The organism is Lentzea guizhouensis (assembly GCF_001701025.1).
GTDB classification, from domain to species: domain Bacteria; phylum Actinomycetota; class Actinomycetes; order Mycobacteriales; family Pseudonocardiaceae; genus Lentzea; species Lentzea guizhouensis.
This window is the reverse complement of sequence record NZ_CP016793.1, coordinates 2,977,415-3,002,238: the sequence shown is the minus strand read 5'-3', so window position 1 is coordinate 3,002,238 and position 24,824 is coordinate 2,977,415. Positions and strand designations below refer to the sequence as shown.

Annotated in this window: 20 protein-coding genes; 12 read left to right on the top strand and 8 right to left on the bottom strand. The window is 67.2% G+C overall.

All coding sequences use genetic code 11. The annotated features are described in order from the left end of the window. Positions 1–111: 111 nt before the first annotated feature. A complete protein-coding gene (locus tag BBK82_RS14960; protein ID WP_065921076.1) occupies positions 112–1,269 on the top strand; it encodes a sensor histidine kinase in 1,158 nt (385 codons plus the stop codon). 1 nt (position 1,270) lies between these two features. On the opposite strand, the gene BBK82_RS55795 is transcribed toward BBK82_RS14960, so the two are convergent. After that, positions 1,271–1,405 (bottom strand): hypothetical protein, encoded by a 135-nt coding sequence (locus tag BBK82_RS55795; RefSeq protein WP_257785459.1) that lies wholly within the window; start codon positions 1,403–1,405, stop codon positions 1,271–1,273. A gap of 299 nt (positions 1,406–1,704) precedes the next feature. Here BBK82_RS55795 and BBK82_RS14955 point away from each other — a divergent pair, with 299 nt between their 5' ends. Then, on the top strand, positions 1,705–3,018 hold the full coding sequence (locus tag BBK82_RS14955) for an amidohydrolase family protein (RefSeq protein WP_065915566.1): 1,314 nt from the start codon (positions 1,705–1,707) through the stop codon (positions 3,016–3,018). A gap of 31 nt (positions 3,019–3,049) precedes the next feature. Here BBK82_RS14955 and BBK82_RS14950 read toward each other — a convergent pair whose 3' ends face one another. Continuing rightward, positions 3,050–3,727, bottom strand: a complete 678-nt coding sequence (locus tag BBK82_RS14950; protein ID WP_065915565.1) for an SDR family oxidoreductase — start codon at positions 3,725–3,727, stop codon at positions 3,050–3,052. Between the two features lie 12 nt (positions 3,728–3,739). Between BBK82_RS14950 and BBK82_RS14945 the strand changes: the two genes are divergently transcribed. Beyond that, a complete protein-coding gene (locus BBK82_RS14945) occupies positions 3,740–4,915 on the top strand; it encodes an MFS transporter (protein ID WP_237048199.1) in 1,176 nt (391 codons plus the stop codon). On the opposite strand, the gene BBK82_RS14940 is transcribed toward BBK82_RS14945, so the two are convergent. From BBK82_RS14940 to BBK82_RS14925, 4 genes are all read right to left on the bottom strand, one after another. After that, positions 4,888–5,427 carry a DUF3455 domain-containing protein gene (locus BBK82_RS14940; RefSeq protein WP_065915563.1) on the bottom strand — a complete coding sequence of 180 codons (540 nt, stop codon included), beginning with the start codon at positions 5,425–5,427 and terminating at the stop codon, positions 4,888–4,890. The genes BBK82_RS14945 and BBK82_RS14940 overlap by 28 nt on opposite strands. 141 nt (positions 5,428–5,568) lie before the next feature. After that, the gene (locus BBK82_RS14935) at positions 5,569–7,674 is read right to left on the bottom strand and encodes a PhoX family protein (protein WP_065915562.1); all 2,106 of its coding nucleotides are present in this window, start codon (positions 7,672–7,674) and stop codon (positions 5,569–5,571) included. A gap of 131 nt (positions 7,675–7,805) precedes the next feature. After that, positions 7,806–9,821 carry a PhoX family protein gene (locus BBK82_RS14930; protein WP_179953774.1) on the bottom strand — a complete coding sequence of 672 codons (2,016 nt, stop codon included), beginning with the start codon at positions 9,819–9,821 and terminating at the stop codon, positions 7,806–7,808. A gap of 57 nt (positions 9,822–9,878) precedes the next feature. Continuing rightward, complete coding sequence (locus tag BBK82_RS14925) at positions 9,879–11,045, bottom strand: MFS transporter (RefSeq protein WP_065915560.1); 1,167 nt, start codon at positions 11,043–11,045, stop codon at positions 9,879–9,881. Between the two features lie 65 nt (positions 11,046–11,110). Between BBK82_RS14925 and BBK82_RS14920 the strand changes: the two genes are divergently transcribed. The 4 genes from BBK82_RS14920 to BBK82_RS14905 all read left to right on the top strand — a co-directional run bounded on the left by BBK82_RS14920 (position 11,111) and on the right by BBK82_RS14905 (position 14,197). Further along, entirely contained in the window at positions 11,111–11,749 is a 639-nt protein-coding gene (locus tag BBK82_RS14920; RefSeq protein WP_065921075.1) for an HAD family hydrolase, read from the top strand. 62 nt (positions 11,750–11,811) lie between these two features. Beyond that, complete coding sequence (locus BBK82_RS14915) at positions 11,812–12,705, top strand: DNA-processing protein DprA (protein WP_218920620.1); 894 nt, start codon at positions 11,812–11,814, stop codon at positions 12,703–12,705. Position 12,706: 1 nt separating this feature from the next. Beyond that, the gene (locus BBK82_RS14910; RefSeq protein WP_065915559.1) at positions 12,707–13,396 is read left to right on the top strand and encodes a ComF family protein; all 690 of its coding nucleotides are present in this window, start codon (positions 12,707–12,709) and stop codon (positions 13,394–13,396) included. A gap of 66 nt (positions 13,397–13,462) precedes the next feature. Continuing rightward, positions 13,463–14,197, top strand: a complete 735-nt coding sequence (locus BBK82_RS14905; protein WP_065915558.1) for an SDR family NAD(P)-dependent oxidoreductase — start codon at positions 13,463–13,465, stop codon at positions 14,195–14,197. A 57-nt stretch (positions 14,198–14,254) separates the two neighbouring features. Here the strand turns inward: BBK82_RS14905 and BBK82_RS14900 are convergent, their stop codons facing one another. Then, on the bottom strand, positions 14,255–15,337 hold the full coding sequence (locus tag BBK82_RS14900) for an inositol-3-phosphate synthase (RefSeq protein WP_065915557.1): 1,083 nt from the start codon (positions 15,335–15,337) through the stop codon (positions 14,255–14,257). A 30-nt stretch (positions 15,338–15,367) separates the two neighbouring features. Beyond that, a complete protein-coding gene (locus tag BBK82_RS14895) occupies positions 15,368–15,904 on the bottom strand; it encodes a PadR family transcriptional regulator (protein ID WP_065915556.1) in 537 nt (178 codons plus the stop codon). A gap of 165 nt (positions 15,905–16,069) precedes the next feature. On the opposite strand from BBK82_RS14895, the gene BBK82_RS14890 reads away from it, so the two are divergent. The 5 genes from BBK82_RS14890 (at position 16,070) to BBK82_RS14870 (ending at position 24,771) form a co-directional block, all read left to right on the top strand. Further along, positions 16,070–16,468 (top strand): DUF5318 domain-containing protein, encoded by a 399-nt coding sequence (locus BBK82_RS14890; RefSeq protein WP_170067920.1) that lies wholly within the window; start codon positions 16,070–16,072, stop codon positions 16,466–16,468. Between the two features lie 422 nt (positions 16,469–16,890). Further along, positions 16,891–19,317: a transglycosylase domain-containing protein gene (locus tag BBK82_RS14885; protein WP_154697322.1), complete on the top strand. Its 2,427-nt coding sequence runs from the start codon at positions 16,891–16,893 to the stop codon at positions 19,315–19,317. 604 nt (positions 19,318–19,921) lie between these two features. Continuing rightward, positions 19,922–20,317, top strand: coding sequence for a hypothetical protein (locus BBK82_RS14880; RefSeq protein ID WP_065915554.1), 396 nt, complete (start codon positions 19,922–19,924; stop codon positions 20,315–20,317). 228 nt (positions 20,318–20,545) lie between these two features. Beyond that, positions 20,546–24,316 carry a golvesin C-terminal-like domain-containing protein gene (locus BBK82_RS14875; RefSeq protein ID WP_170067919.1) on the top strand — a complete coding sequence of 1,257 codons (3,771 nt, stop codon included), beginning with the start codon at positions 20,546–20,548 and terminating at the stop codon, positions 24,314–24,316. Beyond that, the gene (locus tag BBK82_RS14870; RefSeq protein WP_154697321.1) at positions 24,313–24,771 is read left to right on the top strand and encodes a hypothetical protein; all 459 of its coding nucleotides are present in this window, start codon (positions 24,313–24,315) and stop codon (positions 24,769–24,771) included. The genes BBK82_RS14875 and BBK82_RS14870 overlap by 4 nt, the downstream gene beginning before the upstream one ends. Positions 24,772–24,824 lie beyond the last annotated feature (53 nt).

Below are 24,824 nucleotides of genomic sequence, written 5' to 3'. Positions count from 1 at the left end.
GGCATCCGCCGTGAGGGTATTTCCGCAGGTCGCCCAGTCAGCCTTATGGCTGATGCCCGGCCAGACCCCGGTCGGACGCGGGATCAGCCCTCCGGCTTTACCGTGTACCGGGTGGAGGGCACGGAACTGAACTGGCGGTTGCTCGCCAAACGCCAGTGGCCGCTGGCGCTCTCGCTCGCGGGGATCACGATCGCCGAGCTGGGGTCGATCACCACCTCGCCCGGCTGGTGGCAGGTCCCCGGTGTGCTGGTCATCTGCGCGATCGCGGTGCTGGCCCCGCGCCGGCCGTTCGACGCCGCGCTGGCACTCGCGTTCGCGGTCGTGTGCGCCGCGCTGCACCTGCGGTTCCTCGGGGTGGGGTTCGAGCCGCACTTCTTCGTCAGCGGTGCCACCATCTCGATCACCGGTGCGGCGATGGCGACCATCGCGATCCTCGTGCGGGAAAGCACGTACGGGCGCGCGGGGGCGGGCACGCTGCTGGTCATCGCGGCGATGGTGACCGCGGAGGTCCTGGGCTGGCCGGTCGTGTCGGCCACCGAGTACCAGCAGTGGCGTCCCGATTGGACGTCATACCTCTTCGGCGCGACCATCATGCTCGTGCTGGCGATCGGCACCGGTCTGTACTTCCGGGCCCGCGACAACGAACGCTCGTCCCAGCTCGCCGCCTCCGTCGCGGCGGCCCAGAACGCCGAACGGATGGCGTTGGCGCGCGAGCTGCACGACGTGGTGGCGCACTACGTGACGGCGATCGTGGTGCACGCGCAGGCGGGACAGCTCAACCGCGAGTTCGACGTGCTGCCGTCGATCGCGGCGTCCGGCAACGAGGCGCTGACCGCGATGCGGCGGCTGGTGGGAACGTTGCGGGACGGCGAGTCCGGCAGTCCGGCGGCGTCCTCGTCGTTGCTCGACGACGTGCGCTCGCTGGTGGACGAGTCGGGGCTGCCGGTGCGGTTGTCGGTCGAGCTGGCCGACGCGGTGCCGCAGGAGCTCGCACGCTCGGTGCTGCGGCTGGTGCAGGAGTCGCTGACGAACATCCGGAAGCACGCGTCCGCAGTGTCCGCCGTGGACGTTTCACTGTCCTCACAGGACGGTGTGCTGCGGCTGGAGATCACCGACGACGGGGTGGCGTCCGGCGTTCCCGTTGGCGGATCAGGGGGTTACGGCCTGGTCGGCATGCGCGAGCGGGCGGAGCTGCTCGGCGGCACGTTCCGGGCAGGCCGACGCGAACCGACTGGGTGGACGGTCCGCGCCGAGCTGCCGATCGCCTAGCTCACCGGTCGTCGCGGATGACGTCGAACTCCTGCGTCATCTCGACGTCGTTGAGCTGCTGGTCGTCGTTCTGAGGGTCGATGTCGGCCACTACTGCCTCCGCATGATCACGCCCGTACCCGTGCGGTGTGATCATGCCAACTCAGCGCCGCGTCGGCGGTCTGGGGGTGGCGGGCTTCTGCGCGCGCCGGAGGTCTCCACTGGACGTGCACGGCTTCTTCGACATGATCAGGTGACGCCGTGGTTGAGCACGTGGTTGCCCGTGATGCACAAAAGGCCCGCCGCGTGTGACGCGACGGGCCCCCTGGATGGGGAGAAGTTTTAGTGCCGGGAGCGGACCCTGGGGGTCGGCCCGCGCCCGACGGGGACAGAGTTCCCACGAATTGCAGACCTATGCATCTTTGTGACCGCCATCACAATGGCAGGATTCTCCGCATGTCACTGCGCCTGCACGCCCCGGTGGTCCTGCCCTGCGACCCGACCTGCTCCGTCCTGCGCGACGCGGTCGTGGACGTCGTCGACGGCCGCATCACCCACGTCGGCGAGCTCTCCTCCGCACCGGCGTTCGACGGCGAAGTGCGCAAGCTGTCCGGCATCCTGCTGCCCGGCCTGGTGAACACGCACGCGCACAGCCCCATGACCGTGCTGCGCGGTCTCGGCTCCGACCTGCCGCTGCTGCGCTGGCTGCAGGAGCACATGTGGCCGAACGAGGCGCAGATGACGCCTGCCGACATCGGCACCGGCATGCTGCTGGGCGCCGTGGAGATGCTGCGGCACGGCGTCACCACCTCGGCCGAGATGTACTTCCACGGCCCTGAGCTGGTGTCGTCCGTGCTGCAGGCCGGCTCACGCGTGGTGTTCGGCGGCGCGATCCTCGACGTGCCCGGCATGGACTGGAAGGCCCTGACCGACGAGATCTCGGCGTGGATCGACGCGGACGGCCTGCGCTTCGGCCCCGGCGACCGCGTCGAGCTCGCCTACGGCCCGCACTCCGCCTACACGCTCTCGGCGGCCCAGCTGACCTCGATCGCCGCCGAGGCACGCGAACGCGGCGCGCTGTTCATGGTCCACGTCGCCGAGTCGCCGTTCGAGGACGAGGCCGCACGGGCCGAGTTCGGCTCGGTGCCGGCCCTGATGAAGGCCTCCGACGTGCTCGGCGGCCGGGTGCTGTCCGCGCACTCCGTGCATCTCTCGGACGACGACATCGCGCTGTACGCGTCGTTCGGCGTCGGCGTGGCCCACTGCCCCGCCTCGAACGCGAAGCTCGCCTCGGGCATCGCCAGGGTCCGCGACCTGCTGGACGCCGGCGTGAACGTCGGCCTCGGCACCGACGGCCCCGCCTCCAGCGACGACCTCGACCTGCTCGGTGCGGCCAGGCTCGCCGCCCTCTTCGCCCGCGTCTCCGCCATGGACGCCACGGCACTCGGCGCCGCGCAGGCGTTGCTGATGGCGACCCGCGGCGGCGCCTCGGCGCTGGGCCGCGACGACATCGGTGCGCTGGAAGCCGGCCGGTGGGCCGACGTCGTGCACATCGACGCCGACGACCCGGCGTTCTCGACCGGGCTGGACGCGCCGGACGAGCAGCTGCTGGCGAACCTCGTGTGGGCCGCGGGGTCGCGCCGGGTCACCGACGTGTGGGTCGCGGGTGACCAGGTCGTCGCGGGTGGGGAGTCGACGCGGGTGGACCGGCAGGAGGCGCAGGCCGGGGTCACCGCGGTGGCGCGCCGACTCCGGAGCGTCAACCTCTAACCACAGCTTGTTGACAAGCCTGTGGACAACTTCACCTCGGCTGTGGACGGACGACGAGCTCGGTGATGTGGGCGTCCGGCGTGGCCAGCACGGCGGACGCCACCGCGCGGCCCACCGAGGCCGGGTCCAGGTACTGGGTGGCGTCGTAGGAACCGCCCTCCTGGCGTCGTACCTCGTGCTGCATCGGGGTGTCGGTGCGGCCGGGGAACACCGAGGTCACGCGCAACGACGGCTCGTCGGCGCGCAGGGCGTCGGCGTAGGCGCGCAGGGCGAACTTCGAGGCCGCGTAGACGCCCCAGCCGGGGTTGGCGCGCAGGCCGGCGCCGGAGTTGATCAGGACCACCTGGCCCCGCGCGGCGCGGAGCTGGGGGAGCAGCAGCTGGGTCAGTGAGGCGACCGCGAAGACGTTGACCTCGAACGTCGTGCGCCAGTCGGCGTCGGTGGCCTCGGCGAGCGGGCCGAGGTGGGCGACGCCGGCGCTGTGGACCAGCACGTCGAGGCGGGAGAGGGCGCCCAGGTCGGCGGAGGCGGTGTTCGTGAGGTCGAACGGCCAGGCCTGGGCGCCGGGGAGCTCGGCGGCGAGCACGGAGAGGGAGGTTTCGTCGCGGCCGCCCAGCAGCAGGTCGTGGGTTGGCGCCAGACTGCGGGCGATGGCCGAGCCGATTCCGCTGGAGGCCCCGGTGACCAGGGCGACCGGACGATCAGTCATGGGAGAACTGTAGTGCCGAAGAAGTTGATCCTGCCGTACCTGTGCCTGCTGTACTTCATCAACTACCTGGACCGGGTCAACATCGGGTTCGCCGGGCCCAACGGCATGTCCGAGGAGCTCCAGCTCACCGCGACGGCGTTCGGGCTGGCGTCCGGTGTGTTCTTCATCGGCTACCTGCTGCTCGAAGTGCCGAGCAACCTGGCGCTGCACCGGTTCGGCGCGCGGAAGTGGATCGCCCGGATCATGATCAGCTGGGGGATCGTGGCGAGCGCGATGGCGTTCGTGCCGAACGGGACCGTGCTGATCGTCCTGCGGTTCCTGCTGGGTGTGGCGGAGGCCGGGTTCTTCCCCGGGATCATCCTGTACCTGACGTACTGGTACCCGCAGAAGGACAGGGCGAAGGTCGTCGCGATGTTCATGGTCGCGGTGCCGATCTCGACGGCGCTCGGGGCCACGGTCAGCAGCCTGCTGATCCAGTGGACCGACTGGCGCACGATGTTCCTGGTCGAGGGGCTGCCGGCGATCGCGCTCGCGTTCGTGACGTGGTTCTGGCTGCCGGACAAGCCGCAGGAGGCCGTCGAGCAGCCGGCGGAGGAGCACTGGCCGTTGCGCAAGGCCCTGACGCACCCGCGGGTCCTCGCGTTGAGCTTCGTGTACTTCGGGATCGTGTACGGGCTGTACACGCTCGGGTTCTTCCTGCCGACGATCATCAAGGGGCTGGCGCCGGAGGCCGGGATCGTCGAGCGCGGGCTGATCAACGCCGTCCCGTACGTCCTGGGTGCGGTCGCCATGGTCCTGTGGGCCAGGCACGGCGACCGCACCGGCGAACGGAAGTGGCACGTCGCCGCGCCGATGCTGATGGGTGGTGCCGCCATCCCGGTCGCGCTCTACCTCGAGCACCCGGTCGCCGCGATGGTCGCGGTGAGCGTGTGCGCCATCGGTGTCTGCGCCGCCCTGCCCACGTTCTGGGCGCTTCCCACGAGCTTCCTGGGCGGGACGGCGGCGGCGGGCGGGATCGCGTTGATCAACTCACTGGGCAACGTGAGCGGGTTCGCCGCGCCTTATGTCACCGGATGGCTGCGCGACGTCACCGGAACCCAGAAGACCGGCCTCTGGGTCGTCGGCATCACGATGGTCGTGGCAGCGGTGGTGGCGCTCGTTCAGAGGGCGGGCACGGAGAAGGTGTAGAGGGCCTCGTAGCGGACGGAGGTCTGGGCACCCTCGGTGCAGCCACCGGCGGGTGCGACGCCGCCCTTGGTGTGGAGGCGCTGCACGTAGCTGACGCCGGCGAAGACCCCGGCGCCCCTGGTGGACTTGGCCTTCAGCAGCAGCTCGGGAACGGCTCCCGCGACCTCGTTGCGGGCGCCGTCGACCGGAGCTGCTTCGACCGCGCTGCCGTCGAGGCTGGAGACCCAGATCGGGCCGCGCGAGTGCAGCCCGACCGCCCTGCCGAGCCGGTCGGCCAGGGTGGCGGCGGGTTCGAGACCCTTCCAGGCCCCGGCTGTGCACGCGTAGGTCTGCACGCCCTTCGCGTACAGCTTCTCGACGAGCCGGTGACCGGGCGGAACCTGCACCGCGGGCGCGACCTTCGCGGCGGATTCGCCCAGGACGTCCGGGGTCGGCGCGGCGGTGGAGCCGACACCTCCCGCGAGGATGCCCAGAAGAGTCGATGAGACCAGGACCAAGCCAGCACGTTTCATCACGACAGGGCGTACGGGCCGGTTTTCGGCCCGGTTCAGTACCGTCTCAGCTGGTAGCTCGGCGGAACGGGTGCGGCCACCCGTCCCGTGGGACGAGTGGCCGCACCGGTTGCCCGGGATCAGTCGCGGATCAGTCGCGGATCAGTCGCAGATCTTGCGACGGTCCTTGCGCCACACCACCGCGACGGACGGACGCGGCTGCGAGGTGCCACCGTCCGGCCAGTGCGACAGCGGGTTGTTCGCGGACGCGCCGTCGATCTCACCGGGGTGCTGCACGGACACCAGCACGAAGTCCTCGGTGACGACCGGGCCGCACGCCTCGGCGCCCTTGGGCACGGTCAGGAACTGCTTCACGAGCCCGCGGCGCCGACCCTCGACCGGCACCGCGAAGATGCCGTCGTTGGAACCCAGGGCGTTGCCGTCGGTGGAGATCCACAGGTTGCCGTGCGTGTCGAACGCGACGTTGTCGGGGCAGGAGATCGGGCTGACCTGCGACTTGTCGTACCCGCCGAAGTAGGTGCCGGGGTCGTTGGGGTCACCGCAGACCAGCAGCAGCTTCCAGGAGAACGTCAGCGCCGTGTTGTCGCTGCGGCGCTCCTCGATCTCCAGCACGTGGCCGTGCTTGTTGCCGTTGCGCGGGTTGATCTCGGTCGGGCCTTCCTTGCCCACCTTGCCGCGGTCGGTGTTGTTGGTCAGCGCGGCGTAGATCCGGCGGTTCTTCAGAGACGGCTCGACGTCCTCGGGGCGGTCCATCTTCGTGGCGCCCACCTTGTCGGCGGCCAGGCGCGTGAAGATGTACACCTCCTCGGCGGTGAAGCCGGGGACGAACGACTTGTCGTTGTGCGCCAGCGCGATCCACTCGCCGGAGCCGTCGAACTCACCGTCGGCGGGCAGCTTGCCGGTGCCGTCGATCTCCGCGGCCGGGCTGTCACCGGTGAACTTGGCGACGTAGAGCGTGCCCTTGTCCAGCAGGCGCTTGTTGTGCTCGCGGGCGCGCTTGGAGTCGCCCTTCTGCATCTTCTCGTCGGTGACGAACTTGTACATGTAGTCGAAGCGCTCGTCGTCACCCATGTACGCGACGACACGGCCGTCGCGCGCGACGATGACGTTCGCGCCCTCGTGCTTGAAGCGGCCGAGCGCGGTGTGCTTGACCGGCGTCGACTTCGGGTCGAGCGGGTCGATCTCGACGATCCAGCCGAAGCGGTTGGCCTCGTTGGGCTCCTGGGCCAGGTCGAAGCGCTTGTCGAACTTCTCCCACTGGCGCAGCGACGCGTTGCCGCTGATGCCGTAGCGGGCGAACTTGGCCTTCGTGTCCGGGTCGGTGACCTGGCTCGCGTTGGCGAAGTACTGGTTGAAGTTCTCCTCGCCGGACAGGATCGTGCCCCACGGCGTGACGCCACCGGCGCAGTTGTTCTGCGTGCCGAGGACCTTCTTGCCCGTCGGGTCGGCGGAGGTCTTGAGGTACTTCGAGCCGGCGGCGGGGCCACGCACCTCGAACGGCGTGGTGAGCGTGATCCGGCGGTTGTACTTCTTCATGTCGTCCTTGCAGACGACGAGCTTGCCGGTGCGGCGGTCGCGGTCGACCATCACGACCGACATGCCGTGCGCGGCCCACGCGATCTTGGCGTGGCGCTCGGTGACCTTGTCGGCCGCCCAGTCCTTGAACATGAACGACTCGGTCGTGTACTCGTGGTTGCTCACCATGAGCCAGCTGTCGTGGTGGCCCGGCACCGGCACGAGACCGCAGAAGTCGTTGTTGAAGCCGAACTGCTTGGCCTGCGCCTCAGGCGTCTGGTTGTCGAAGTCGAACTTCGGCGCGTCGGGCAGCACCGCGTCGCCCCAGCGGATGACGACGTCCTGCTGGAAGCCCTTGGGAACGCTGACCTGGTCGAGGGTGTTGGGCTGCACCGGCTCGAAGTTCAGGCCGTCGTTGTAGCCGCCGCGACCGCGGGCGGCGTCGAAGTCGGCGTCCGCGTCGACGCCGGCCGGAGCAGCGGCGGCCGCACCGGAGAACGCGAGTGCACCGGCACCGGCGGCGGCGACGACCGCACCGGCCTTCAGCATGCCGCGGCGGCTCACGACCTCCTTGACGACGTCACCGAAGTACGCGTTCTGCGTCGTGTTCGGCGCGTCGTGGGCACAGGCGTTGCCGCAGCGGAACTCGCAGGTGACGGCCTGACGCCCGAGCGGGTGGTTCGTCGGGAGCAGGGGCAGCAGGCGGCGGCCCCGATCGGTGGGTGAGGACACGAAGGCCTCCGAGATCGGTGTCAGTGTGGGAACTGGCCGAACCTAAGAGCCCAACGAGTTCGCCTGCCGTCCAGAAGGTGAACGACAGGCGAACTCGTACTACTCCCGAGCGATCCCGGCACGCAGGGTGATCAACCGATTTCACCCAGCTGACGACGGCCTTCGCGCCACACCGCGACGACCGACGGCCGGGGTTGCGCGGTGCCGCCGTCCGGCCAGTTCGAGACCGGGTTGTCGGCACTCGCGCCGTCGACCTCGCCGGGGTGCTGCACGCAGACGGTGACCACCCGCTCGCCGATCACCGGCCCGCACGTCTCGGCGCCGCGCGGCACCGTGAGGAACAGCTTCAGGTGTCCGCGTTCGCGGCCTTCCAGCGGCACGCCGTAGAGGCCGTCGTTGAGCCCGTTCAAGGCGCCGCCGGAGTCCGTGGAGATCCACAGGTTGCCGTGCCGGTCGAACGCCACGTTGTCGGGACTGGAGATGGGGCTGACCTTCGACTTGTCGTAGCCGCCGAAGTAGGTGTTCGGGTCCTTCGGATCGCCGCAGACCAGGAAGAGGTTCCAGCCGAACGTCAACGCGAGCGCGTCGCCGCGGCGTTCGACCAGCTCCAGCACCTGGCCGTGCCGGTTCTGCACCCGCGGGTTGGGCTCGGTGGCGCCTTCCTTGCCCGCGTTGCCGCGTTCGACGTTGTTGCTGAGCGCGCAGTAGACGGTGCCGGTGCGCGGGTGCGTCTCGATGTCCTCCGGGCGGTCCATCTTGGTCGCGCCGACCTTGTCCGCGGCGAGGCGGGTGAAGACGTACACCTCCTCCGCGGTCATGCCAGGCACGAAGGACTTCTTGCCCGCTGCCAACGGGATCCACTCGCCGGAGCCGTCGAACTTCCCGTCACTGGGCAGCTTCCCGGTGCCGTCGATCTCGGAGGCCGGGCTGTCGCCGGTGAACCTGGCGACGTAGAGCGTGCCGTCGTCGAGCAGGGTCATGTTGTGGCGCCGGGCCGCCTTGCTGTTGCCGCGCTTGACCTTGCCGTTCGAGATGAACTTGTAGATGTACTCGAACCGTTCGTCGTCACCGGAGTAGGCGACCACCCGGCCGTCGTCGGCGATGCGCACGTTCGCCGTCTCGTGCTTGAAACGGCCGAGGTGGGTGTGCTTGACCGGGGTGGAGTCCGGGTCGTGCGGGTCGATCTCGACGACCCAGCCGAACCTGTTGACCTCGTTGGGTTCCTGCGCGAGGTCCCAGCGCTTGTCGAAGCGTTCCCACTTGCGCGTGGTGGCGGTGCCGGTGACGCCGTACCGGGTCAGCCTCGGGTCGTTGCGGCCGGCGGCGTTGGCGAAGTACTGGTTGAAGTTCTCCTCGCCGGACAGGATCGTGCCCCACGGCGTGACGCCACCGGCGCAGTTGTTGATCGTGCCGAGGACCGTCTTGCCCGCGGGGTCCACCGACGTCTTGAGCAGGTCGCTGCCGGCGGCCGGGCCGCGCACCTCGAACGGCGTGTGCAGGGTGATGCGGCGGTTGTAGCGGCTGAACCGCGGCCGGTAGTGGCCGGAGAACATCGAGCGCTTGACCATGAACACCGACAGGCCGTGCGCGGCCCAGGCGATCCTGACCTGCTCCTCGGTCGGGTTCGCTGAGCTGTAGCCGCGGAACATGAACGACTCGCTGGTGTACTCGTGGTTCGTCACCATGATCCCGCTGAGCCCCAACGGGTCCAGCGGCAGGATCGCGGCGAAGTCGCAGTTGAAGCCGAACTGCTTGGCCTGCTTCTCCGCGGTCTGGTCCTCGAAGTCGAACTCCGGCACACCGGGGAACAGCGGGTCGCCCCAGCGGATCACCACACCCTGCCGGTAGCCGGCCGGGACGACGACCTCGTCCTTGGTGTTGACCTCGACCGGCGTGAAGTCGAGTCCCCTGGGAGGGCGGCCCTGGACCGCGGACTCGGGATCGGCGGCGGCCATCCCCACCGGTAAGGCGGTCGCGGCCGCCACCACCGCACCCACCTTGAGCGCGGTGCGGCGGCTGACGAGGTCGCCGAAGTAGCTGTTGCCGGAGGTGTTCGGGACGTCGTGGAAACAGGCGTCGCCACAGCGGTACTCGCATGTCACCGCTGCTCTGCCGACACGGTGGTTGACGAGAGGCAGAGGGATCATGGTGGTGGCCTCCTACGGTCGGTGCGGGAACCGCTGCCGACCGTAGTTCACCCTTCGTTAACCGACTAGCTGCTCGCCCGCAATCACGACTTCCGTCGGGACCTCCCGCGTGTCCGCGCGGTTGAAGGCCAGCAACACCGCGGCCCCGACGCAGAGCACGGCCGCCACGACGAACGGCTGCGCGAGGTGGCTGACGAACGTCGCCGCCACCGCCCCACCGAGCCAGCGCAGGAAGTTGTACCCGGCACTCGCCACCGGCCGCGGAGCATCGCCGACGCTCATCGCGGCACCGGTGAACAACGTGTTCAACAGCCCGCTGACCACCCCGCTGACGATCACGGCCACCACCAGCACCGGCTTGCTGGGCACCGCCATCACCAGCATCAGCACGGCGAACGCCAGCACGGACCCGATCACCGCGCGCTTCTCGCCGATCCGGTCCGCGAGCCGCGGCGCGAGGAAGACGCTGGAGACCGCGACGCACACGCCCCAGCCGAAGAAGATCAGGCCGATCTCGACCGCACCCCACCGCAGCACGAACGGCGACCACGCCAGCACCGCGAAGAACGCGGCCGTGTAGAGCGCGGCACCGATCGACGTGCGCAGCAGAACCGGGTTCTTCAACGCCTTGAGCGGGTCGAGCAGGCTGATCTTCGCGCGTTCCTCGTGCGAGTCCTTGGCCAGGAACGTTGCACAAAGGACCAACGCCACGGCCATCAGAACCGCCGTGCCGAGGAACGGCCCGCGCCACGAGAAGCTGCCGAGCAACGCCCCGAGCAGCGGCCCGACGCTCAACCCGAGCCCGAGCGCGGCCTCGTAGAGCAGGATCGCCCCCTTCTGCCCGCCACTGGCCGCACCGACGATGACGCTCAGCGCGGTGGCGATGAAGAACGCGTTGCCGAGCCCCCACACGGCGCGCAAACCGACCAGCTGACCGATGCTCCCCGCCGCCGAGCACGCCAGCGTCGCGACCACGATCAGCGCCAGCCCGCCGACGAGCGTGCGCTTGGCCCCGAACCTGGCGGTCGCGGCCCCGGTGAAGAGCATCGCCACGACCTGGACGCCGAGGTAGGAGGAGAAGAGGAGGGTGACCTGCGCGGGTGTTGCGTGCAGACCTTCCGCGATGGACACCAGGATCGGGTCCACGAGCCCGATCCCCATGAAGGCGATGACCGCGGCGAACGCCGTGATCCACACCTGCTTGGGCTGAGCCTGGAAATTCACTTAGCTACCCTAACAGATTTTACTTAGCATAGCGAAGTACAGCGCGTCACAGTACGGTGCTGGTCGTGGAAGCGGTGATCTTCGACCTCGACGGCGTGCTGATCGACTCGGAGCAGGTGTGGGACGAGGTGCGCCAGGCGTTCGCTGCTGCTCACGGAGGCGTGTGGACAGCCACGGCCACCCGTGACATGCAGGGGATGTCGACGCCCGAGTGGGGTGCGTACCTGGTGTCGGCGGTGGGCGTGCAGATGTCCGCGGCCGAGGCGTCGGCCGGGGTGATCGCCGAGATGGAGAAGGCCTATGCGGCACACCTGCCGGTGATTCCGGGTGCCGTTGAGGCTGTTCGGGCCGTGGCCGCGCGGTATCCGGTCGCGATCGCGTCGTCTGCGCCGGCTGTGCTGATCAAGGTGTTCCTGGATGTGACCGGGTTGCCGGTGCCGGTGGCGGTGTCGTCGGAGGAGTGCGCTGCGGGGAAGCCTTCGCCGGACGTGTACCTGCTGGCGGCGTCACGGCTGGGGGTCTCGGCTTCTGCCTGCTGTGCCGTGGAGGACTCGACGAACGGGTTGAAGGCGGCGATGGCGGCGGGCATGACGGTGCTGGCGGTGCCGAACCCGCACTTCCCGCCGGCGGCGGAGGTGCTGGAGCAGGTGACGGTGCTGTCGTCGATCGCGGAGCTGCCGGACGCACTGGGTTCACCCAGCTAGACTCGCCCACTTCCTCGCGACTCGACCCAGCACGTCGAACCTGCGTTCGATAGGATGTGACCGTGGTGGACCGGCGTGAACAGGCGGCGCTCCTGCTCGCACTGCGCGACAGCGAGCGCGGCTGGGCCGAGGTCACGAACGCCGTGGAAACCACCGGCTCCGCCCTGTCCGTGCTGGAGCTCCTGCTCACCCCGGACCAGCCCGCGCTCGACCACGTCGCCCCCGACCTCACCGGCCGGCTGGAGCTGGTCGAGAAGGAGATCGAGTCCTGGGCGGACGAGGGCATCAACCTCGTCACCGTGCTGGACGAGCAGTACCCGGTCCAACTGCTGATGGTGCACCAGCGCCCGCCGTTCCTGACGTGCAGAGGTTTCCTCGACCCCGCCGACCAGGTCGGCGTCGCGGTCGTGGGCAGCAGGCACGCGAGCGCGCGGGGTCTTCACATCGCGCGTGAGATCGCGACGACTCTGACCGAGCACGACATCACCGTCTTCAGCGGCCTGGCGGCGGGCGTCGACACGGCCGCGCATCGAGCTGTCGTGGACGCAGGAGGCCGCACGGTGTCCGTGATCGGCACCGGCCTGCGCCACTGCTACCCGGCGGAGAACGCGGGCCTGCAGGAGGAGATCACCAGAACAGGAGCGGTGCTGTCCCAGTTCTGGCCGGACGCGGGCGCCGCCAAGCACCACTTCCCGATGCGCAACGCCGTCATGAGCGGCTGCAGCGTCGCCACGGTCGTCGTGGAGGCCGGCGAGCACAGCGGCACCCGCATCCAGGCCCGGCTCGCCTTGGAACACGGCAGGCACGTCTTCCTGCTGCCCGAGGTCGTGTCCGGCACGACGTGGGGCCGTGAGATGGCGGAGCGTCCGAACACGACGGTCCTCGAAGGCCCCGACCACCTGCTGCGCGTGCTGGACGAGCTGCGCGCCGGAGTTCCGGACCTGATCGACCTCTGACGTGAGCCCGCTCAGCCGCATCCTCGACCGCTACCTCAACATCCTCGTCGCACCGCGGGCTCGCGAACCGAACACGTGCACCACCTGCTTCCGGCCTACTGACGGATATACCCGCTGTTCGCAGTGCAACAGCCACTGGCGCGAGTTCGGAGCGGAGCTGGCCGACGACGTCGTGGTCATCTCGATGGCCGGCAAGGGCGGGCAGTTGGCCCACGTGCTGGCGAAGTACAAGAACGGTGAGCGCCCGGAGATGCGCAAGCAGTTCACCGATGAGCTGGCGTACGTGCTGGCGACCTTCCTCGCGAAGCACCACCGGTGTCTGGGTGAGTTCGACGTCGTGACGATCGTTCCGAGCACTCGGCAGCGCAGGCCCGTCCACCCGCTGGTCGACATCCTCAGCCGACGCCTCAACATCACTCGGCGCCTCTTCGCCGAGACGCTCCGCACCACCGGCGGGAACACCCGGCTGCCGCGACCGGACGAGTACGCAGTTCACTCGGACGTCGAGGGCAAGCGCGTGTTGCTCGTCGACGACCAGTGGACATCCGGCGCGAGCTTGCAGTCATCGGCGATCGCTCTCAAACGCGCCGGCGCTGTGCGAGTCGTCGGCCTGGTCATCGGACGGCGGGTCGATGTCCAACCGTCCGGGACGTTCGCCTGGGACACGTGCGTCCTCTGCCAGCAGGGCTGATGCTGAGCACCAGAACCTCGAACGGCTGTCTCCCTTCGCGTCAGCACTGTGCCTAGCGTGGCGTCCATGACGCAACGAGTGGCTGTGGTGACCGGCACCGCGCAGGGCATGGGCCTGCGGATCGCCGAAGTGCTGCGCGAGGACGGGTTCGCCGTCGTCGGCTTCGACCTGCAGGAGAGCGAGGGCGGCGTTGTCGGCAACGTCGCCGACGCCAAGGACGTCCAGCGCCTCACCGATCACGTCACCGGCACCTACGGGCGGGTCGACGTGTTGGTCAACAACGCCGGGATTGCGGGCATCGTGCCGTTCGAGGACACCACGCTGGAGCAGTGGGAGCGGATCATGGCGGTCAACCTGACCGGGCCTTTCCTGCTCACGCAGGCGTTGGGCAAGGTGATGCTCGGGCAGCGCAGCGGCAGTGTGGTGAACATCGCGAGCGTTGCCGGGTTGCAGGGGGTGGCGGACCGGGCCGCCTACAACACGACCAAGCACGGACTCATCGGACTCACGCGCACGCTCGCCGTCGAGTGGGGTGGGCGTGGGATTCGGGTCAACGCCGTGTGTCCGGGTTGGGTCAAGACGGAGATGGACGTCGAGTCGCAGGCCGGCGGGTACTACGTGGACGACGACATCACGGACCACGTGCCCATGAACCGGTTCGCGAAACCGGACGACATCGCGCAGGCCGTGCGGTTCCTGGTGAGCGACAACGCCAGGTACGTCAACGGGGTCGCGTTGCCCGTCGACGGTGGGTGGACCGCGGACGGCAGCTGGCAGAAGCTGCGGCTCTCGAAGCGCTGAGTGGCGTCTGCGAGTACCACCGAGGGAGAACTCGGTGGTACTCGCAGACGACCGGGGTCACTCGCCGCGGATGAAGGCCTCGACGGCCGCGTGGGCCTCGGAGTCCGAGTACTGCTCGGGCGGGGACTTCATGAAGTACGACGACGCCGAGAGGATCGGGCCGCCGATGCCGCGGTCCAGGGCGATCTTCGCGGCGCGCACGGCGTCGATGATGATGCCCGCGGAGTTCGGGGAGTCCCAGACCTCCAGCTTGTACTCCAGGTTCAGCGGGACGTCGCCGAACGCGCGGCCCTCGAGGCGCACGTAGGCCCACTTGCGGTCGTCGAGCCACGCCACGTAGTCGGACGGGCCGATGTGGACGTTGTCCTTGCCGATGTCGCGGGACAGCTGCGAGGTGACGGACTGGGTCTTGGAGACCTTCTTGGACTCCAGGCGCTCCAGCTCCTTCATGTTGAGGAAGTCCATGTTGCCGCCCACGTTCAGCTGCATGGTGCGGTCGAGCTGGACGCCGCGGTCCTCGAAGAGCTTGGCCAGCACGCGGTGCGTGATGGTCGCGCCGACCTGCGACTTGATGTCGTCGCCCACGATCGGCACGCCGGCCGCGCGGAACTTCTCGGCCCACTCCGGGTCGGAGGCGATGAACACCGGCAGCGCGTTGACGAACGCCACACCCGCGTCGATCGCGCACTGGGCGTAGAAGCGGTCCGCCTCCTCCGAGCCGACGGGCAGGTACGAGACCAGCACGTCGACCTCGGCCTCGCGCAGCGCGGCGACCACGTCGACCGGCTCGGAGTCGGACTCCTCGATCGTCTCGCGGTAGAAGCGGCCGAGACCGTCGAACGTGTGCCCGCGCTGCACGACCACGCCGAGCGGCGGCACGTCCGCGATCTTGATGGTGTTGTTCTGGCTGGCGACGATCGCCTCGGCCAGGTCGACCCCGACCTTCTTCGCGTCCACGTCGAACGCCGCGACGAACTCGACGTCGCGCACGTGGTAGTCGCCGAACTGCACGTGCATCAGGCCGGGCACGCGGGTGCTCGGGTCGGCGTCCCGGTAGTAGTGGACGCCCTGCACCAGCGACGCCGCGCAGTTGCCAACCCCGACGATGGCCACGCGAACGGTGCGGCGGTTTCCGCCCATTGCCCAGTCCTCCTTGATCAACGGTGAGTACTACTCGTCCTGCTCGGACTGTTCGTGCGCGATGAGCTCGTTGAGCCACCGCACCTCGCGCTCCGTGCTCTCCAGGCCCTGCCTGTGCAGCTCACGGGTGTAGCGGTCGATCTGCTCACCCGTGCGCGTGAGCCGCTCGCGGAGTCCCTCCCTGCGTTCCTCGACACACCGCCGGCGGCCCTCCAGGATGCGAATCCTGATGTCGGCCGGCGTTCGCGAGAAGAACGCGAGGTGGACACCGAACGAGTCGTCGTCCCAGGTCTGCGGACCCGCGTTGGCCAGGAGTTCGGCGAACCGCTCCTTGCCCTCCGGCGTCAGCTTGTAGACCTTGCGCGCCCGACGTCCCCAAGCAAGAGCCGACTCCTCCGGCCCTTCCTCCACGATCAGGCCCGCACGCTGGAGTCGCCGCAATGTTGGGTACAGCGATCCGTACGAGAACGCTCGAAACGCTCCGAGCAGGTCGTGCAAGCGCTTGCGCAGCTCGTAGCCGTGCATGGGCGCCTCGTGCAGCAGGCCGAGCAGCGCGAACTCGAACACGAGTCACCTCCTCGCACCTGCACCGATAGGTGAGGTGATTATATCGGCGCGATACATCGCTGACCCCTCTTCATTGTGGGATGTGGCACACCGTGATACCGCCTGGGATCGTGCTGCCCTGAACGGCCCATCATCGCCAAAGCGGGCGGCACGTACTCTGGTCACGTGTTGACCCAACGGCAGGTCGTGGACTACTCGCTGCAGCGGCGTGCGCTGCTGGCGGAGGTCTACTCCGGCCGGACGGGCACCATGGAGGTCTGCGACGCGAGTCCGTACCTGCTCCGAGCTGCGAAGTTCCACGGAACGCAGACGGAGGTGCCCTGCCCGGTGTGCCGCAAGGAACCACTCACCCACGTGTCGTGGGTCTACGGTGACGAGCTGAAGCACGCGACCGGCTCGGCCCGCACACCTGAAGAACTCGTCCGGATGGCAACACTCTTCGACGAGTTCACCGTGTACGTGGTCGAAGTCTGTCGCACGTGCAGCTGGAACCACCTGGTGCAGTCATACGTCCTGGGGAAGCGTGGGCTGGAAAAGCCACGCAGGAGGACTGCGGCGGAGTGAACCACCAGTGAGCCTGCTGCGAACGAAGTACGACCACCGAACCGTGTGCTGAAGCACGCCGGTCTGGGAGGCCTTTTCACGTGAACGACCAGCATGATGACAGGCAGCGCGGCGGCGAGCCGCAGTGGCCGACCGGGGACGACCCGGACGGCGGCAGGCGCGATGCCCCGAATCAGCCGCGACCGGGCACTCCACCCGGCGGTTTCGCACGCCCTTCCCAGGGTGGCACGCCGCCCGGTGGTTTCCCACAGCAGCAGCCCCCACGCCGCCCGAACGGACCAGGCGGTCCCCAGGGCGCTCCTGGTGGGCCGCAGGGCGGTCCCGGCCGTCCACAGGGCCCCGGTGGACCCGGTGGGCCTAGCGGCCGTCCTCCCACGCCGCCGGTGGCGTGCCCATCGCACCGCCGCCCGCGCTCGCCGTCCGTGGCCCGAACGGCCCGGCGGTCCTGGTGGACCGGCGGCCCGCAGGGTGGCCCCGGTCGCCCCGGCGTGCCTCCGCGCAACCCCGGTGAGGAGCGGACGACGCAGCTGCCGCCGGTCAACCGACCGCCGGCGCAGCGCGAGCCCGACCTGCTGACCCACCGCGAGCCCGACGACGAGTTCCTGCTCGCCGGCGCACCGGTGGCCGACGATGACGACGACTACTACGACGACGAGCCGGAGCTCACCGACGAGGAGGAGCGCCGCCTGCGCAAGAAGAAGATCTGGAAGCGCGTCCGGATCAGTGCGTTCGTCGCGCTCGGCCTGATGATCCTCGGTCCGGTGATCGCGATCGCGGTGACGTACCCGCTGGTCGACTGGCCGCGTCCGGACGAGATCGCGGCCGACCAGGACAAGACGATCACCCTGAAGTACGCCGACGGCTCGGAGATGGGCAAGATCACCTCGCCAGGTCAGAACCGCACGATGCTGACCTACGAGGAGATCCCGGAGAACGTGAAGAACGCGGTGCTCGCCGCGGAGGACGCGAACTTCTACGAGAACCCCGGCTTCGACGCCAAGGCCATCGTCCGCGCCGTCTGGATCCAGGCGACCGGCGGCAGCTCGGGTGGTTCCGGTCTGACCCAGCAGTACATCAAGAAGGCCACGGGCAACGAGGAAGCGACGCTGACTCGCAAGTTCACCGAGCTCGTCAAGGCCTACAAGATGAGCAACGAGTCGGACCACAACACGATCCTCACGGCGTACCTCAACACCGTGTACTTCGGTCGTGGCGCGAACGGCATGAAGGCCGCCGCGCAGGTGTACTACAAGAAGGAGATGAAGGACCTCACTCCTTCCGAGGCCGCCTACATCGCGGGCATGATCCAGCTGCCGTCGTACTCCGAGGACAAGGAGCACGCGGCCAAGCGCTGGGACTTCGTGATGAAGCAGATGCTCCAGAAGAACTGGATCGACCAGGCCTACTTCGACGCGCAGAAGCTCCCGACCCCGCTGCCGTTCGAGGACACCCAGCCGCAGAGCCTCGAGGGCCCGCTGGCCCGCGTGAGCCAGCAGGTGCAGCTCGAGATCGACAGCGACATGGTCGGTCTCACCATGGAGCGGGCGCAGAAGGTCGGCGTCACCGTCCACACGACGATCGACCCGAAGATGCAGAACGCCGCGGTCGAGGCCGTCAACGCCGTGATGAACGGCGAGGACCCGGAGCTGCGGACGTCGCTGAGCGCGATCGACCCGATCACCGGCGCGGTCAAGGCGTACTACCCCGGCAAGGAAGGTCTGAAGGGCTACGACTACGCGAAGGGCACGGTCCAGGAGGCCGGCTCCTCGTTCAAGCCGTTCGACCTGGTGGCCGCCCTGAAGATCGGCAAGGGCATCGGCGACACCTACGACGGCACCTCGCCGCGCATGATCGGTGGTGTGCCGATCCGCAACGCCAGCAACAGCACCTGCGGCAAGCAGTGCCCGATCAAGCAGGCCATGAAGGAGTCGCTCAACACCGTGTTCTACGACATGGTGGCGAACGACACCGGCCCCAAGGCGGTCGCGGACGCGGCTCACGCGGCCGGCATCCCAGAAACGGTGCAGTACGAGGGCAAGCCGTTCCAGACGCTCGTCGGCGAAGGTGGTGGCCCGCCCAACACCGGTATCTCCATCGGCGCGGACGCGGCCCGGGTCCGTCCGTTCGACATGGCCTCGGCGTACGCGACCTTCGCGGCCCGCGGCATGTACCGCCCGCCGTTCTTCGTCACGAAGATCGAGGCACCGAACGGTGACCTGCTCTACCAGCACGTGGACAAGAGCACGCCGGCGTTCGACCCGGTCGAGGAGCGCAGTCGCGACATCGCCGACAACGTCACCGAGACGTTGAAGGAGATCCCGTCCGGCAGGATCGCGTGTGCGGCCAACCGCCCGTGTGCCGGCAAGACCGGTACGCACGAGCTCGACCCCAAGGTGGTGGGCGGCCTGGTGGGCCAGAACTCGAAGGCCTGGATGGTCGGCTACACGCCGCAGCTCTCCGCCTCCGTGTGGGTCGGCAAGGACTCGGGCAACCAGCCGATCAGGGACAAGGCCGGCAACCCGGTCTTCGGTTCGGGCCTGCCCGGCCTGATCTGGAAGAAGTTCATGGACGGCGCGCTGGAGGGTTACCAGAAGGAGGCCTTCCCGAGGCCGAAGCCCCTCGGCAACTTCAACCCGCCGAAGAAGTCCGAACCGCCGACCAGCACGCCGTCCAACACCCCGTCGAACACGCCGTCCAACACCCCGTCGAACACGCCGTCGAACACGCGGCCGTCGGAACCGGACGAGCCGTGCACCGGCTTCCTGTGCCCGACCGGCCCGTCGAAGCCGACGTCGACGAAGCCAGGACCCGGCAACCCCACAGGTGGCCGAGATCCGGGTGACACGTAGTACGCGCGACAACTGAAGAGCTCCACACACGTTGAACCGCTCTCCGCAAGTTGGACCGATCCAGGTCCGATTGTCCGGGGAGCGGTTCTGCGCATCTCGGGGTCTGGAGTGTCTTCGCTGTCATGGCTCCCACGCAGGGCACGCCCCGTAGCTCGACGGCATCGAACACGGAAAGCAGTATTGACGTCACGCCATGTCATCGGGTTGAATCAGCTCAGATGCTGACGGCCAGGGGAACCATCACGCACCACCTCTCGGATGCTGGGGCTTCGAGCAAGTAAACAAACGCCCCCTATCCGCGTCCACCTTTGAAGCGCAACACATTTCTTTGTGATGCAATTTTCAAGTCGAGAAGATCGTCAGTGGTTCGTCAGCCAATCGAAGCACTGATACTGCACTACGCAACCCAGCCCAATCCGACGCCTCTTGCTCTAACGTGAAGTCCACGAAGAGAGGGGTGCGCCGGACGATGTCGCATGCAAAAACGATCTATTGCGTCAACGATTCGCGTGCGAAATCGCTCAGCACGTGATTCCAACCCAACAGCAAAGGAAAAGGGACAATGCGACGATCGAAGTCAGCCGCACTCGCCGCACTCACGGCAATGATCACCCTGCTGTCAGCGCAGCAGGCAACCGCCGAAGTGATCACGACTACCCCCGTTCCCGCGCCGTCGATGGGCACTCAGCAGGTCGGCGAGGCGTGCAAGAGCATCGGAAACGGCGACATCTGCCTCCGCTTGGGAGACGTCACCAACAACAGAGCAGACATCACGGTTTGGTACTCCAAGCACGCAGGTGACCCTGTGACGATCCGACTCGCCTACTTCCCCGGCGACGGCATCGACGAGGGCCCGTTCACCATTTACGCAGGCCAGGTGCGGGGGTACATCTGGAGGAATGTTTACCTGAGCTCCCACTACTGCTTCACCGGGGCGATTCGCCAGGGCCAACACCCCGACTGGTTGATTGTCACCCACGGCGGCGAAGTCTGCCGCTAAAGCAGAGAAATGCCCTGATGAACCCTTTGCTGCACCTGTTCGCAATATCTCTTAAGCATTCTTTGGGGGGAACCTTAGATGCATTTACGAAGAGCACGCGTTCGCAGGCCGCGCAGATCGAGAACCGTTGCGACGGCGGTGACGGCTGCCCTGCTGGTTAGCACAGCGCAGCCAACCGCCGCCGCACCTGGCAAAACAGCTGATCAAGCACCTCCATCCGCAACCACAGTGAGCGTCGAAACGGAATCCATCCCGCAGCACAAGCGGCCAGAAGTCATCGGCAAGGACTGGCAGAAATCCACGGACATCGCGTGGACCACCACCGGTGACGCGAGCGGATTCCACGTGCTGGCCGCTCAAGCTCGAGACGGCTATGCCTGGCGCACAGTCACATCGTTCGCCGAGCCGGGCTTTGACGCCGATCAATGGATCGGCAACGCGTGTGCAACCGCGTCCGGCAAGAAGCTCGTGGTCGTCTACGCGCCACGCACCTTCACGAACAAGCCCGACCTGTTCGAACGTGGCGCCTTCACCGCGATCGTCGACCTGATGACCGGCGCCGTCAGCAAACTGCCCGTGCACAGCACACTCGCTTATTACAGTCCCGGCTGCGGCAACGGCGAGCGAGCTGTGGTCACTCAGCTGGCCACGGAGCTGAACGGCAAGTCACGCCTGGTCGAGGTGGACGCGGCAGCGGCGACCGCGGCCAAACCTATCGAGGTGCTCGGCCAGGTCACGTCGGCCATTCCCACCAAAGACGGCATCGTTGCCGCAGACGCAGGCCGACTCATCACCGTGGACGCCAAGGGCGCCGCACGAACGCTCGCCAAGACCTCTTCGCTGCCGTTCCACCTGAAGACGGATTCGTCCGGCGGTGTCGTCTTCTTGGACAGCGAGGGCGGCACGTCATATGTTCGAAGGCTGGAGCGGGTCGTTAAGAACGCCTCGATGAGCACCCTGGCCAAAGGACCGCTGACCGAGCTCGGTCTGACGGCAAGCGCCAACGGCAAGGTGTTCATCACCGGGAAGACGGAGGAGGTCAAGCAGCTCCCGGCAACTGTCGTTCGCGCCGACGTGCCCAAGCTGAGCACCATGTCGGTGGAGGGCGAGCTCGCGGTGACGGGGGTGATGCGTGCCAAACCCCAAGCCCAAAGCGCTGCGACGACCGATCCTGCGGAGGCGCATCCGGTCCGCGTCGAAGCCAAGGTCGCGGCGACGGGAAAGAACGCGGCGTTCACCGTCCTGCCGAATGCAGCGTCCGGCGCCGGTCGGGTGCCGAGCCCGAAGCTCTCCGCCGCAGGTGGTGAGCTGACAGCATCCGGATCACCGAACAGCCCACTTGACGAGGAATCGGTGTGTGCGATCCCACGCAACAAAGCAGGTCTTGAGGTCTACCAACCGACCCCTCGGCAGGTCGAGTGGGCGGTGGACTACGCCGTGACGAACGGCCTGTACATCCAGCGGGAAGCGAACTGGAAGAACTCCGGCATGGCGACCGCTTGGAAGCCGCAGGAGCTGTTCCCCCCGATTCCACTGGAAGGCGGCGGTTCAGTCCCGCCTCAGGTGATGCTAGGAATCCTTGCCCAGGAGTCGAACCTCTGGCAGGCCGCGCGGTTCGCATTGCCCGGTGTCACCGCCAACCCGTTGGTCGGCAACTTCTACGGCGTCAACCTCTACGACTCGGACCCGCAGAACGACTGGGACATTCGGTGGAGCCACGCCGACTGCGGCTACGGCATCACGCAGATCACCGACGGCATGCGCAAGGCAGGACGCGAGAAGCCGGACGAGGTCGCTTTGCCTGCGCACAAGCAGCTGGCTGCTGTCGTGGACTTCGCCACCAACATCGCGGCCGGTCTGCGCATCCTGCAGGAGAAGTGGAACCAGACTCGCACGGCTGGCATGAAGGTCAACGACGGCGACCCGCAATGGCTGGAGAACTGGTACTTCGCCGTCTGGGCCTACAACTCCGGGTTCAAGCCGCAGAACGGCACAGGACCATGGGGGCTCGGTTGGGCGAACAACCCCGCCAACCCGAACTACCCGCGCGACCGGACGCCGTTCCTCGAGTCCGGATACAGCGACGCGGCACATCCGCAGCTCTGGTCATACCCGGAAAAGGTCATGGGCTGGGCGGGTCATCCGATCGAAGCCGTGGTGTCCCCTGGCGTCACCGCGTCCGGATACATGTACACGTGGTGGAACAACAACGACTACCGCCGCAAGGTCAAGCCGGACAATTATCTCTTCTGCGTCAAGACGAAGAACGACTGCGACGAGCACACCTCCGTCACACCCGACAAGCCGGACGACCCCAACACCCCTGAAGACGAAAGCACAATCGGCGAGCCCATCGGTCCTTGTGCCCATCGCGACGCTGCGGGTTACTACGACCTGCGGTGCTGGTGGCACGAATCGTCCACATGGAAGTCGAACTGCGCTGAACAGTGCGGTCATCAGACCAACCGTTTCCGCGATCCAGACGTCGGATACCAGCCTGACGGGATCAGCTACCCGCCGAATTGTTCCCCGCTCAACCTGACTGGTGTGCTGATCGTTGACGACTCGAGCGCGCCTTCGGCGCGAGCCTGCAACAGGCAGCCGAACTCAGGCACATTCGACCTACAGTTCGGGAGCGACCGAGAAGGCAGATATCCGTCGAAGATCGATTTTCACCAGATCGGCGCCGGCTTCAACAGCCACTTCTGGTTCTCCCACACCAACAGGAACGATGAATTCGGCAACAAGATGAAGGTCACCGGCACATGGACGTTGAACCAGCCGATCAACGGCTGGTCACGAGTGCTGGTCCATCTTCCGGATCACGGGGCACATACCCAACAGGCCAGGTATGAGATCCACCTGGGTAACGGCAAGACCGAGTTCCGGTATATCTCACAGAGGACCGAGGCGAACAAGTGGGTCTCACTCGGCGTGTACCCTTTCGCCGGAACGCCCAAGGTACGTCTCAGTTCGGTGACCCAGGAAGGCAGAGGAGTCGATGACGTCGCCTGGGACGCCGTCGCCTTCCAACCGCTACCCGGAAAGCCCAAACACATAATCGCTGCTCTTGGCGACTCATTTTCGTCCGGAGAAGGCGCAGGCGGTTACTACCGGGAAACCGACATCAACCACGGTACACCGCAGTGGAATGCGTGCCGACGCAGCAAGGACGCTTGGTCGCGCAAGTTCACGATGCCTGGGACGAACGGTTACATCGGAGATGCTGCGGACAAGTTTCCGGCCGATGTGGAACTGGGTTTTGTCGCCTGCTCAGGGGCATTCACGTGGCAGATCGACGGTGGTCCCACCGGAAACAGCTACCCTCGTTCGTGGGATACCCCGAACGAGTACGAGACCGCGAACGGCCAGTTCCGGGAGATCAGGCAGATCGAGAGTGGCGTACTCACCGAGCACACCACACTGGTAACGCTTTCCATAGGCGGCAACGATGCCGGGTTCACCGACGTCTTGGTGAATTGTGTCAGCTGGGACTGCACGACGGACTCAGCCAAACAGGAGCACCGACAATGGATCGACGAGGCGCAACCTCGCGTGCAGCAAGTCCTCGAGCGGGTGCGACTAAAAGCACCGTCCGCAAAGATCGTATTGATGGGATATCCCGAACTCTTCAGCCGATCGAAAGCGTGTGGCTTCGGGATCACCAGCACGGAGACCGATGAGCTTGCCGATCTGGCACAGCACATGAACGAAAAATTGAAACAGACGGCGAACAATCTTGGCTCTCAGGTCAGCTTCGCTGATCCGCGAGGCAGATTCGCGGGCAAAGGCGCCTGCGATCAGGATCCGGCCATCAACTTCCTCGTGCTGGGCCCACAAGGTGACGGCGATTTCCACGCCGGCGACCGCATGGCAGCTTGCCTGCTCTGGGACAGTACGTGCGTCAGCCGGACATCTCTGCACCCCAACGTGGTCGGAGCTTACGTGTACGGAAGGGTTTTGGAAGACAAGCTCAAGGAGATAAACTACGGGCAATGACTGAGGACGATTCCGATGGAACCAGCGGAGCCAGGCGATCGGCTTGGCTCCGCTGGGGCCGTCTCGCCATTTCAGCCCTGGCCGTGCTGGGAGCGTTGTCGCTCGCACTGCACGTGTACTCGTCGTTGGAAGAGTCGAACCCGGAAAAATTGCTCGCCCGCGAGGTGGAGAACTCGAAGAACCGCTTGAAGGAGCGCGCGACTGACGGGGTCCTGAGCAACGAGGAGATAATGAGGAGCACGGCACGCGACAGCGACGGTGATCCGAGGGTCCGCCAGGACGACACCGCGATGCATTTCGACTCTCCGATCGCGGTGAACGTCGGTACCCCACTCGGGTCGCGAGGAGCGCTGCGTTGTTACACCTTCACGATCACCAAGCCTCTCTCGTCGCTCAGCACTGTCACGGCCACGGAACTCGCCTCGTGCTCCTCGCTGGACGGTGGCGGGAGCTGACCTGGCGTATGAGACCCCCTTCGTTCTCCACCTGGATGTTGACCACGGCGAAA

Excerpts from the sequence above, each read along its gene's own strand:
- BBK82_RS14955 (WP_065915566.1), top strand. The coding sequence starts at position 1,705 with ATGTCACTGCGCCTGCACGCCCCGGTGGTCCTGCCCTGCGACCCGACC.
- BBK82_RS14870 (WP_154697321.1), top strand. The coding sequence starts at position 24,313 with ATGACTGAGGACGATTCCGATGGAACCAGCGGAGCCAGGCGATCGGCT.
- BBK82_RS14930 (WP_179953774.1), bottom strand. The coding sequence starts at position 9,821 with ATGATCCCTCTGCCTCTCGTCAACCACCGTGTCGGCAGAGCAGCGGTG.
- BBK82_RS14905 (WP_065915558.1), top strand. The coding sequence starts at position 13,463 with ATGACGCAACGAGTGGCTGTGGTGACCGGCACCGCGCAGGGCATGGGC.
- BBK82_RS55795 (WP_257785459.1), bottom strand. The coding sequence starts at position 1,405 with ATGATCACACCGCACGGGTACGGGCGTGATCATGCGGAGGCAGTAGTG.
- BBK82_RS14900 (WP_065915557.1), bottom strand. The coding sequence starts at position 15,337 with ATGGGCGGAAACCGCCGCACCGTTCGCGTGGCCATCGTCGGGGTTGGC.
- BBK82_RS14950 (WP_065915565.1), bottom strand. The coding sequence starts at position 3,727 with ATGACTGATCGTCCGGTCGCCCTGGTCACCGGGGCCTCCAGCGGAATC.
- BBK82_RS14880 (WP_065915554.1), top strand. The coding sequence starts at position 19,922 with ATGATCACCCTGCTGTCAGCGCAGCAGGCAACCGCCGAAGTGATCACG.
- BBK82_RS14940 (WP_065915563.1), bottom strand. The coding sequence starts at position 5,427 with ATGAAACGTGCTGGCTTGGTCCTGGTCTCATCGACTCTTCTGGGCATC.